The sequence below is a fragment of the Streptomyces sp. Q2 genome (genome assembly GCF_056820935.1).
Genome location: NZ_JBXEJE010000078.1, coordinates 16,409 through 27,042, shown reverse-complemented (window position 1 = coordinate 27,042; position 10,634 = coordinate 16,409). Strand labels below are relative to the sequence as shown.

General features: G+C 70.6%; 10 protein-coding genes and 2 pseudogenes. 8 read left to right on the top strand and 4 right to left on the bottom strand.

Features of this window, described 5'->3' with window-relative positions; translation table 11 throughout:
- A partial coding sequence (locus ACWBNA_RS46115) for a homocysteine S-methyltransferase family protein (protein WP_482710593.1) occupies window positions 1-932 on the bottom strand: 932 nt, incomplete at its 3' end.
- Window positions 933-1,216: 284 nt separating this feature from the next.
- Between ACWBNA_RS46115 and ACWBNA_RS46110 the strand changes: the two genes are divergently transcribed.
- From ACWBNA_RS46110 to ACWBNA_RS46095, 4 genes are all read left to right on the top strand, one after another.
- On the top strand, window positions 1,217-1,981 hold the full coding sequence (locus tag ACWBNA_RS46110) for an IclR family transcriptional regulator (protein ID WP_482710592.1): 765 nt from the start codon (window positions 1,217-1,219) through the stop codon (window positions 1,979-1,981).
- A 367-nt stretch (window positions 1,982-2,348) separates the two neighbouring features.
- Window positions 2,349-3,143 carry an MIP/aquaporin family protein gene (locus tag ACWBNA_RS46105; protein WP_482710591.1) on the top strand — a complete coding sequence of 265 codons (795 nt, stop codon included), beginning with the start codon at window positions 2,349-2,351 and terminating at the stop codon, window positions 3,141-3,143.
- Window positions 3,144-3,221: 78 nt separating this feature from the next.
- A complete protein-coding gene (gene glpK / locus ACWBNA_RS46100; protein ID WP_482710590.1) occupies window positions 3,222-4,760 on the top strand; it encodes a glycerol kinase GlpK in 1,539 nt (512 codons plus the stop codon).
- An 8-nt stretch (window positions 4,761-4,768) separates the two neighbouring features.
- Entirely contained in the window at window positions 4,769-6,385 is a 1,617-nt protein-coding gene (locus ACWBNA_RS46095; protein WP_482710589.1) for a glycerol-3-phosphate dehydrogenase/oxidase, read from the top strand.
- 155 nt (window positions 6,386-6,540) lie between these two features.
- On the opposite strand, the pseudogene ACWBNA_RS46090 reads toward ACWBNA_RS46095, so the two are convergent.
- A pseudogene (locus ACWBNA_RS46090) lies at window positions 6,541-6,757 on the bottom strand (S-methyl-5-thioribose kinase); the annotation flags it as partial.
- Between ACWBNA_RS46090 and ACWBNA_RS46085 the strand changes: the two are divergent.
- Window positions 6,758-6,847, top strand: a pseudogene (locus tag ACWBNA_RS46085) (methylthioribulose-1-phosphate dehydratase); the annotation flags it as partial.
- 65 nt (window positions 6,848-6,912) lie between these two features.
- On the opposite strand, the gene ACWBNA_RS46080 reads toward ACWBNA_RS46085, so the two are convergent.
- A complete protein-coding gene (locus ACWBNA_RS46080; protein WP_482710588.1) occupies window positions 6,913-7,107 on the bottom strand; it encodes a hypothetical protein in 195 nt (64 codons plus the stop codon).
- A gap of 2 nt (window positions 7,108-7,109) precedes the next feature.
- A complete protein-coding gene (locus ACWBNA_RS46075; RefSeq protein WP_482710587.1) occupies window positions 7,110-7,694 on the bottom strand; it encodes a translation initiation factor eIF-2B alpha/beta/delta subunit family protein in 585 nt (194 codons plus the stop codon).
- Between the two features lie 138 nt (window positions 7,695-7,832).
- Here ACWBNA_RS46075 and ACWBNA_RS46070 point away from each other — a divergent pair, with 138 nt between their 5' ends.
- From ACWBNA_RS46070 to ACWBNA_RS46060, 3 genes are all read left to right on the top strand, one after another.
- Window positions 7,833-8,585, top strand: coding sequence for a phosphorylase family protein (locus ACWBNA_RS46070; protein ID WP_482710586.1), 753 nt, complete (start codon window positions 7,833-7,835; stop codon window positions 8,583-8,585).
- A gap of 158 nt (window positions 8,586-8,743) precedes the next feature.
- Window positions 8,744-9,415: a FadR/GntR family transcriptional regulator gene (locus tag ACWBNA_RS46065; protein WP_383876062.1), complete on the top strand. Its 672-nt coding sequence runs from the start codon at window positions 8,744-8,746 to the stop codon at window positions 9,413-9,415.
- Window positions 9,416-9,557: 142 nt separating this feature from the next.
- The gene (locus tag ACWBNA_RS46060; RefSeq protein WP_482710585.1) at window positions 9,558-10,598 is read left to right on the top strand and encodes a PAC2 family protein; all 1,041 of its coding nucleotides are present in this window, start codon (window positions 9,558-9,560) and stop codon (window positions 10,596-10,598) included.
- Window positions 10,599-10,634: the final 36 nt, after the last annotated feature.

The window sequence follows — 10,634 nt, the reverse complement described above, 5'->3', positions numbered from 1 at the left end:
TGCTCCGGCGTCGTCCCGCAACAACCACCGATCAAGCTGAGGCCGTAATCACGGACGAACGTCTCCTGCGCATCCGCCAACCCCTCCGGGTCCAGGGGGAAGTGGGCGCCGTCCTTGGTCAGGATCGGCAGGCCGGCGTTGGGCATGCACAGCAGCGGGATGCGGGAGTGGCGGGTGAGATAGCGCAGGTGTTCGCTCATCTCGGCAGGACCGGTCGAGCAGTTGAGGCCGATCATGTCGATGCCCAGCGGCTCCAGCGCGGTCAGCGCCGCACCGATCTCCGAACCCAGCAGCATCACGCCGGTGGTCTCGAAGGCCATCGAGACCACAAGGGGAACCTCGACGCCCGTCGCCTCCATCGCGCGCCGGGCTCCGATCACGGAGGCCTTGGTCTGGAGCAGGTCCTGCGTGGTCTCGACGATCAGCGCGTCGGCGCCGCCGGCCAGCAAGCCCTCGGCGTTGGTCTGGTAGCCGTCGCGGATCGTCGGGTACGCGATGTGGCCCAGGGTGGGGAGCTTGGTACCCGGGCCCACCGAGCCCAGGACCCAGCGCGTGCGGCCGTCGCGGGCTGCGTACTCGTCGGCGGTCTCGCGGGCGATGCGGGCGCCCGCCTCGGACAGCTCGTAGACGCGTTCAGCGATGTCGTACTCGACCATGGCCGTGTGGTTGGCGCCGAAGGTGTTCGTCTCGACGCAGTCGACGCCCACGGCGAAGTACGCCTCGTGGACGGAGCGGACGATGTCGGGGCGGGTCAGGTTCAGGATCTCGTTGCAGCCTTCGAGGTTCTCGAAGTCCTCCAGCGTGGGGTCCTGGGCCTGGAGCATGGTGCCCATCGCTCCGTCGGCCACCACCACACGGGAGGCGAGCGCGTCTCGGAGCGCGGACACACGAGTCCGGCTGTCGGCGGAAGGGGTCGGCGGCACAGAGGCCATGAAAGGGCTCCCTCGAGGTGCGACGGCTGTCGGCTTTGCGTCACCCGTGTGAACTCTCCCGGGGGCGCACGCCGCCAGGGTAACCGGGGCCGGGGGCTGCTGGTCAGGGCGTCCACGGGGCGGACAAGGATGGCGGCAGGGTCACGCAGGGGATACGAGTGACGCAACAGAATCGGGTCGACCGTTAGCGGGAGGTCGGCATGGACCGGTAGTGTTCGACATTGCCGAACGGCGGCAGCGAGCGTCGCGGAACGGCGGTCGAAGGGGACGGAGGCGGAACGGCGATGGCACGGAACATCCAGTCGCTCGAACGGGCGGCCGCGATGCTGCGGCTCCTCGCGGGCGGCGAGCGGCGGCTCGGCCTCTCGGACATCGCCTCGTCGCTGGGCCTCGCCAAAGGCACCGCGCACGGCATTCTGCGCACCCTCCAGCAGGAGGGCTTCGTGGAGCAGGACGACGCCTCGGGCCGCTACCAGCTGGGCGCGGAGCTGCTGCGCCTGGGCACCACCTATCTGGACGTGCACGAGCTGCGGGCGCGTGCCCTGGTGTGGACGGACGACCTGGCCCGTTCCAGCGGGGAGAGCACTCATCTGGGCGTGCTGCACCAGCAGGGCGTGCTGATCGTGCACCACGTCTTCCGGCCGGACGACAGCCGGCAGGTGCTGGAGATCGGGGCCATGCAGCCCCTGCACTGCACGGCGCTGGGCAAGGTCCTGTCGGCCTATGACCCGGTCGCGCACAGCGAGGCGCTGGAGAGCGACCGCAAGGCGTTCACCGAGCGGACCGTCTGCGATCTCGACGAGTTCGAGCAGATTCTCGACGTCACGCGCGCGCGTGGGTACGCGGCCGACGTCGAGGAGACCTGGGAGGGCGTCGCGTCCATCGCCGCGCCCATCCACGACCGGCGGCGCATGCCGGTGGGCGCGGTCGGCATAACCGGGGCGGTGGAGCGGCTGCGCCGGGACGGGGAACTGCGTCCCGAGCTGATCGCCGCGGTGCGGGACTGCGCCCGCGCGGTGTCGCGGGACCTGGGCGCCGGGCGGTTCTGAGCACCGTACGACTGAGGGCCGGTACGTCGAGTCGACGTGCCGGCCCTCAGTCGTAACCTGACACAACGGGGCAAACAGTGAGATCGGCACACACCGTGCCCGTTCCACAGCCGTCTGTATCGAACTCAAGATCGAAGTTCGCGCCAATCAATAACGATCGCGTTTTCGCCAACAGAGCTCTTGACGTGCGCGTAACGCCGGAGCAAGACTCCCGTCCATCGGTCGGCATTGTCGAACACCTACCGGCAATACGCGCTAGAGTGTGACAACGCCAAGGGCCGGCATCGCCCTCACCCCCGAGGGCACGCGAACCACCGGAGGGACCCGGGGTTCTGCTTTCCCTGGACGAAGGACAAAGGAGTCGCGGGTGTCCAGCTCCGACATCTTCATCGGCGAGACCATCGGTACCGCCATACTCATCCTGCTCGGCGGCGGCGTCTGCGCCGCCGTCACGCTGAAGGCCTCCAAGGCACGCAACGCCGGCTGGCTCGCCATCACCTTCGGGTGGGGCTTCGCCGTACTGACGGCCGTATACACCTCGGCGCCGCTCTCCGGAGCGCACCTCAACCCGGCGGTCACGCTCGCCCTCGCCATCAAGGACGGCGACTGGAGCGACGTCCCGGTCTACTGGGCCGGCCAGCTGCTCGGCGCCGCGATCGGCGCGACCCTGGTCTGGGTCGCCTACTACGGCCAGTTCCACGCGCACCTCACCGACAAGGAGATCGTCGGCGGTCCGGGCGCGCAGGCCACCACGGCCAAGGCCGTCGAGGCGCAGGAGAAGGGCGCGGGCCCGGTCCTGGGCATCTTCTCCACCGGCCCCGAGATCCGCGTCGTGTGGCAGAACCTCGCCACGGAGATCATCGGCACCGTGGTACTGGTGCTCGCCGTCCTCACGCAGGGCCTGAACGCGAACGGCGACGGCCTCGGCACCCTGGGCGCCCTGATCACCGCGCTCGTCGTGGTCTCGATCGGTCTGTCCCTCGGCGGTCCGACCGGCTACGCGATCAACCCGGCCCGTGACCTCGGTCCGCGTATCGTGCACGCCCTCCTGCCCCTCCCCAACAAGGGCGGCTCCGACTGGAGCTATGCCTGGATCCCGGTGGTCGGTCCGCTGATCGGCGGCGCCATCGCTGCAGGCATCTACAACGTCGCATTTGCTTAGGAGCGCCCGGCTCTCAGCGAGCCAGACAGCACGCGCCGTACGTACAGCCCCTTCACCACGGACTTCCAGGAGCACACAGTGACCGACGCCCACACCGCCGGCCCCTTCATCGCCGCCATCGACCAGGGCACCACCTCCAGCCGCTGCATCGTCTTCGACCGGGACGGCCGTATCGTCTCCGTCGACCAGAAGGAGCACGAGCAGATCTTCCCGAAGCCGGGCTGGGTCGAGCACGACGCCACCGAGATCTGGACCAACGTCCAGGAGGTCGTCGCCTCGGCGATCGCGAAGGCCGGCATCACGCGTGACGACATCAAGGCCATCGGCATCACCAACCAGCGCGAGACCACGCTGCTCTGGGACAAGAACACCGGTGAGCCCGTCCACAACGCCATCGTCTGGCAGGACACCCGCACCGACGCCCTGTGCCGGGAGCTCGGCCGCAACGTCGGGCAGGACCGTTTCCGCCGCGAGACCGGCCTTCCGCTCGCCTCCTACTTCGCCGGCCCCAAGGCCCGCTGGCTGCTGGACAACGTCGAGGGCCTGCGTGCGCGCGCCGAGGCCGGCGACATCCTCTTCGGCACCATGGACAGCTGGGTCATCTGGAACCTGACCGGCGGCGTCAACGGCGGCAGGCACGTCACCGACGTCACCAACGCCTCCCGCACCATGCTGATGAACCTGCACACGCTGGAGTGGGACCCCAAGATCGCCGAGTCCATCGGCGTCCCGCTGGCGATGCTGCCCGAGATCCGCTCCTCCGCCGAGGTGTACGGCGAGATCACCGGCGGCAAGCTGGGCGACCTGCTCGGCGGCATCCCGGTCGCCTCCGCGCTGGGCGACCAGCAGGCGGCCCTGTTCGGCCAGACCTGTTTCGCCGAGGGCGAGGCCAAGTCGACGTACGGCACCGGCACGTTCATGCTGATGAACACCGGCGACAAGATCATCAACTCGTACTCCGGGCTGCTGACCACCGTCGGCTACCGCATCGGCGACGAGACGCCGGTCTACGCCCTCGAGGGCTCGATCGCCGTCACCGGCTCGCTGGTGCAGTGGATGCGCGACCAGATGGGCCTGATCAGCACCGCCGCCGAGATCGAGACGCTCGCGCTGTCGGTCGAGGACAACGGCGGCGCGTACTTCGTGCCGGCCTTCTCCGGTCTGTTCGCCCCGTACTGGCGTCCCGACGCCCGCGGTGTGATCGCCGGCCTCACCCGGTACGTCACCAAGGCGCACATCGCACGCGCCGTTCTCGAGGCCACCGCCTGGCAGACCCGTGAGATCAGCGACGCCATGACCAAGGACTCCGGTGTCGAACTCGCGGCACTCAAGGTCGACGGCGGCATGACCTCCAACAACCTGCTGATGCAGACGCTCTCGGACTTCCTGGACGCGCCCGTGGTGCGCCCGATGGTCGCCGAGACCACCTGCCTCGGCGCCGCCTACGCCGCCGGCCTCGCCGTCGGCTTCTGGACCAGCACCGACGACCTGCGCGCCAACTGGCGCCGGGCCGCCGAGTGGACCCCCCGCATGGACGCGGACATCCGCGACCGTGAGTACAAGAGCTGGCTCAAGGCCGTCGAGCGGACCATGGGCTGGCTCGAGGACGAGGAGTAAGAACCCGAATGACCAGTCAGTCCACCCTGCAGTCCGTGCCTGCCCTCGGTACGCGCCCGGCCTTCGGCTCGAATCCGAGCCGAGCCGAGACCCGGGAGCAGCTCGCCAAGGCGTCGTACGACCTTCTCGTGATCGGCGGCGGCATCCTGGGCATCTCCACCGCCTGGCACGCCGCGCAGTCCGGCCTCAGGGTGGCTCTGGTCGACGCCGGCGACTTCGCCGGCGCCACCTCCTCCGCCTCCTCCAAGCTGCTCCACGGCGGTCTGCGCTACCTGCAGACCGGCGCGGTGCGGCTGGTGGCGGAGAACCACTTCGAGCGCCGTGCGGTCTCCCGTCAGGTGGCCCCCCACCTGGCGAACCCGCTCACGTTCTACCTCCCCGTGTACAAGGGCGGGCCGCACGGCGCGGCGAAGCTGGGAGCGGGCGTCTTCGCCTACTCCGCCCTGTCGGCCTTCGGTGACGGCGTCGGGCACCTGCTCTCGCCGTCGAAGGCCGCGCAGGACGTGCCCGAGCTGCGCACCGACAACCTCAAGGCCGTGGCCGTGTACGGCGACGACCAGATGAACGACTCCCGGATGGCGCTGATGACGGTCCGCGCGGCCGTCGAGGCGGGCGCGGTCGTCCTCAACCACGCCGAGGTCACCGGCCTGCGCTTCACCAAGGGCCGGGTGACGGGCGCGGAACTGCGCGACCGCCAGTCCGGTGACGAGTTCGGTGTGAGCGCCCGTCTGGTGCTGAACGCGACCGGCCCGTGGGTCGACCACCTGCGCAAGATGGAGGACCCGAACTCCGCCCCGTCCATCCGGCTGTCCAAGGGCGCGCACCTGGTCCTGAAGCGCACCTCCCCCTGGAAGGCGGCTCTCGCCACCCCGATCGACAAGTACCGCATCACCTTCGCCCTCCCCTGGGAGGACATGCTGCTGCTCGGCACGACCGACGAGGAGTACGAGGGCGACCCGGCGGACGTCGCCGTCACCGAGAAGGACACGGCCCAGATACTCGACGAGGCCGCGTTCTCCATCCGCGACCAGCAGCTCGACCGTGACCTCATCACGTACGCCTTCGCGGGTCTGCGCGTGCTGCCGGGTGGCCCCGGCAGCACGGCGAAGGCCAAGCGCGAGACCGTGGTGACCGAGGGCAGGGGCGGCATGCTGTCCGTCGCGGGCGGCAAGTGGACGACCTTCCGGCACATCGGCCGTACGGTCATGCAGAAGCTGGAGGCGCTGCCGGGACACCCCCTGGGCGAGGACTTCGAGCCGATCTCCTCGCTGCCGAAGAAGCTGCCGCTGCCGGGTGTCGCCAACCCGCGCGCGATAGCCCACCGTCTCCTCGTCGACCACCCGGCGCCGGGCCCGCGCATGGCGGCGGACACGGCAAGGCACCTGGCCACGCACTACGGTTCGCTGGCCTTCGACATCGCCCGCATCGCCAACGACAACCCGGAGCTCGCCGAGCGCGTCCACCCGGACGCCCCGGAGATCTGGGCGCAGGTCGTCTACGCCCGTGACAACGAGTGGGCCGAGACGACGGACGACGTGCTGCGCCGCCGTACGACGCTGACGATCCGGGGCCTGGCGACCGACGACGTCCGTGCGAAGGTCCAGGACCTGCTGGACAAGGAGTAGGCGCTACGACGCGAAGGGGGCGGCTCCAGCCGAGGAGCCGCCCCCTTCGCATGCCCGGTTGTTCGCGAGCCTGGTTGTCCGCGAGCCCAGTTGTCAGTGCGTGTGTCTTCGTGACCGCATGAACCGCCGTGCTGTTCGACGCGGCCCGACGGCCGTCATCCGAGCGCCCGGATGTGGTCGGGTGTCGTCAACTCCTCGCAACGGACGATCAGTTCACGCCCCAGCAGCAGGGCGCGGCGGGACGCCGGGACCGGGTCGGGCAGGGTCGTCAGGTTCCGTCAGGTGGGCGAAGCCGATGATGCGGCGGACGATCTCCGTGCCGGCGTAGCCGACGGACTGTGTCCAGACGCGGCGCAGGAAGCGGTCGAGGTGCTGTACGTGTGGGGCGCGGATCCGCGGCAGGCCCGCCATCACATCGAAGTGGTGGAGTGGCTGCTGGAGTTGGAGCTGAGCCAGCGGTAGCTCTCCGCCGCGGCAGAGCCTGGCCGTACGCCGTCCGGGCGGGCAACCGCCCGGACAGGTCCTGGCTAGTCGTCGTCGCCGCTGCTGCTACTACCCGAACTCCTGCCGCCCCGCCCCGCCCCGCGCGCCAGCTCACCGGCCGCCAGCGTCACGGCCGCCACCGCGCGCACCCAGGCCGGGCCGCCGCGCGCCGCCCACACGACGCAGACGCACCCCGCGACGACCAGCACGAGCACGCCGACCAGCACGAGCACGATCACGCTCACTCCCCTGTCCCTGCCGAAGTACCGGCGCCCCGCCCTGTCGAGGTCCCGGCGTCCCGCAGGTGCTCCCCCGGCACCTGCCCCGCCGACACCTCCAGCACGCCCCGTTCCGTCACCAGCCCCGTCACCAGCCGCCCCGGCGTGACGTCGAACGCCGGGTTGTGGCCGCGGGACCCGGCCGGAGCGGTGCGTACGCCCGCCCACTCCAGCACCTCGGTCCCGTCGCGGAGTTCGATGTGGATGTCGTCGCTGGTCTTGGTGGCCAGGTCGACCGTGGTGGTGGGGGCCGCGACCAGGAACGGAATGCCGGCGTCCGCGCAGGCCAGGGCGATGCCCACGGTGCCGACCTTGTTCGCCGTGTCGCCTTTGGCCGCGATGCGGTCGGCGCCGACGACCGCCGCGTCGACCTCGCCGCGCAGGATGGTGCCGGCGGCGGCCCGGCGCACCACGAGGCGCTGGATGGCGTCCACCAGAGCGTCCACGTCCTGGACGTGCCGCGTCTCGGTGCGGTGTGGCAGCAGCTTCTGGTCGATCAGCGCGATGCCGGAACCCGTCCATTCGACGGCGCGCAGTTCGTGGGACATGACGGGTCACTCCTGATGTTCCGAGGGTGTCGATACCGTACATGGCCTCGGAGAACCACTGTTCGAAGTGTCGAGCTTGCCGTACCGCCCGCACGACGGCCCGCCGCCGTCGCCGTACGACTCCCTCGGAGCCGCCTCATGACGCCGGACCTGTCGCCCATCGCCCGCATACCGCGCACCGGCCTCCCGGCGCACGCGGTCGTCGTCGGCGACCCGGCGCGGGCGGCGGCCGTCGCCGCGCTCCTCGACGGTGCCGAGGAGGTCTCGTACCACCGCGAATACCGTGTGTTCAGCGGCGGTTGGAAGGATCTGCCGGTCGTGGTCGCCTCGCACGGGGTGGGCGCGCCGGGCGCGATCCTGCTGTTCCAGGAACTGGCGGACGCGGGGGTGCGCACGCTCCTCCGGTTCGGTACGGCGGGCGCGATGAGGCCCGGCATAGGGGACGGCGACCTCGTCATCGCGGAGGCGGCCGTGCGGGACGACGGGGTCACGCAGCAGTTGCTGCCCCCGGAGTTCCCGGCCGTGTCCTCGCCGGAGGCCGTCCTCGCGCTCCAGCGCGCGGCCCGCGCGGCCGGCGCCCCGCACCACCGGGGGATCGTGTGGACGCGGGCGGCCTTCCAGCCGGGGCTCCTTCCGCTGTTCTCCTACGCCGGTGCCGGGCTCGCGGCCATCGAAATGGAGCTGTCGGCGCTGTTCGTGACCGCCTCGCTGCGCGGGCTCGTCGCGGGCGGCGTCCTCGTCGTCGACGGGGTGAGCGCCGACGAGCTGGTCGACGAGGAGATGACCGGCGGGTACGACCCGCACCGGGAGATCGTCGCGGCGGGCGTCCGGAAGGGTGCCGTCGTCTCGCTGGAGGCGCTGCGGCTGCTGGCGGAGGAGTATCAGGCCTGACCACCGGCCGGTTGGCACACGGCGGGTCTGCGCCGCACACCGCGTTCCACCTTCCCCGACAGCGGTGATCGCCGATCTGGAGGCACCTGTCCGAGCAGAGCGCATAATGTGGCTGAGACATCCGATGTCTCAGGGCAATGGGCACGAGGAGGCCGGTCATGGCAGTCACCGACGAGGCGATCGAGAAGATCAAGGGCATGATCGTCTCCGGCGCGCTGCGCCCCGGCGACCGGCTCCCCAAGGAGAGCGAGCTCGCCGCCGAGCTCGGCCTGTCCCGCAACTCCCTGCGGGAGGCGGTGCGCGCCCTGTCCCTGATCCGGATCCTGGACGTACGGCAGGGCGACGGCACGTACGTCACCAGCCTCGACCCTCAGCTCCTGCTGGAGGCGCTGAGCTTCGTCGTCGACTTCCACCGCGACGACACCGTGCTGGAGTTCCTGGCCGTACGCCGCATCCTGGAACCGGCCGCGACCGCGATGGCGGCCCTGCGGATCAGCGAGCAGCAACTGGACGCGCTCTCGGCACAGTTGGACAAGCTGGGCGACAGTCCGTCGGTGGAGGAGCTGGTCGCCTGTGACCTGGACTTCCACCGCGGCATCGTGCAGAGCTCCGGGAACTCCGTGCTGTGTTCCCTGATGGACGGCTTGTCCGGGCCCACCACCCGGGCCCGCATCTGGCGCGGGCTGACCCAGGAGGACGCGGTCAGCCGCACCCTGCACGAACACCGGGCGATCCTGGCGGCGCTGCGCGACCGGGACGCGGAGGCGGCACGTTCCTGGGCGACCGTGCACATCGCGAGCGTCGAGCAGTGGCTCAGGTCGAGCCTGTGAGGAGCACCCCACGAGTGGTGTCCCCAGGTGACGATCGGGGCAGTGATCCGTTCACTCCCCCGTGCAAGGGGGCTGCGGGCGCCCCCGCCGCACGCCGTAAGGTTGGGTCGTTAAGCGAGGGCACGTCGGAAGGAGGCGCTGGGTGATCGAGCTGGAGGGAGTTCCCGAGCTGATCGACCCAGTCATGGTGGCCGCGTTCGAGGGCTGGAACGATGCCGGCGACGCCGCCTCCGCCGCGGTCGCACACCTGGACCGGGAGTGGAAGGGCGAGGTGTTCGCGGCGCTGGACGCCGAGGACTACTACGACTTCCAGGTGAACCGCCCCACGGTGTGGCTGGACGGTGGTGTTCGCAAGATCACCTGGCCCACGACCCGTCTCTCGGTCGTCCGGGTCGGCGGCGAGAAGCCGCGCGATCTCGTGCTCGTCCGCGGTATCGAACCGTCGATGCGATGGCGCTCGTTCTGCAACGAGATCCTCGGCTTCGCCCATGAGCTGGGCGTGGAGCTGGTGGTAGTCCTGGGCGCGCTGCTCGGTGACACCCCGCACACCCGTCCGGTCCCGGTCAGCGGCGTCACGTCCGACCCGGACCTGGCCCAGCGCATGGATCTGGAGGAGACCAAGTACGAGGGCCCCACCGGCATCGTCGGCATCCTCCAGGAGGCGTGCACACACGCGGGCGTACCGGCCGTGTCGCTGTGGGCGGCCGTTCCGCACTACGTGTCGCAGCCGCCGAACCCGAAGGCGACGCTGGCCCTCCTCAACCGCCTGGAGGACCTGATCGACGTACGCATCCCGCTGGGCGAGCTGCCCGAGGACGCGCGCGCCTGGCAGGTGGGCGTCGACCAGCTGGCCGCCGAGGACAGCGAGGTCGCCGAGTACGTCCAGTCGCTGGAGGAGGCCCGCGACACCGCGGAGCTGCCGGAGGCGTCCGGCGAGGCGATCGCCCGCGAGTTCGAGCGGTATCTGCGGCGCCGGGACGGGTCCGGACCGGGCGGCTCCGGCGGGCACGCCACGGCCGACGGCAGCGACAGCACGTCCTATCTGCGGGACAACCCCGGCGGTCGTACGAAACCTCCGAAGCCGCCGAAGCCCGATGCGGACCCGTCGGACGTGGACCCGGCGGACGCGGATGCGGATGCTGACACGGAGGCGGACGACGGGGACTCTTCGACGGAGGACTGAAACGGTGAGGGCGGTGCGCCGGCCGGCGCACCGCCC

What these genes read in the sequence shown, in the direction of transcription:
- ACWBNA_RS46110 (WP_482710592.1), top strand. Translation starts at nt 1,217, where the DNA reads ATGGCACGGAACATCCAGTCGCTCGAACGGGCGGCCGCGATGCTGCGG.
- ACWBNA_RS46095 (WP_482710589.1), top strand. Translation starts at nt 4,769, where the DNA reads ATGACCAGTCAGTCCACCCTGCAGTCCGTGCCTGCCCTCGGTACGCGC.
- ACWBNA_RS46075 (WP_482710587.1), bottom strand. Translation starts at nt 7,694, where the DNA reads ATGTCCCACGAACTGCGCGCCGTCGAATGGACGGGTTCCGGCATCGCG.
- ACWBNA_RS46070 (WP_482710586.1), top strand. Translation starts at nt 7,833, where the DNA reads ATGACGCCGGACCTGTCGCCCATCGCCCGCATACCGCGCACCGGCCTC.
- ACWBNA_RS46065 (WP_383876062.1), top strand. Translation starts at nt 8,744, where the DNA reads ATGGCAGTCACCGACGAGGCGATCGAGAAGATCAAGGGCATGATCGTC.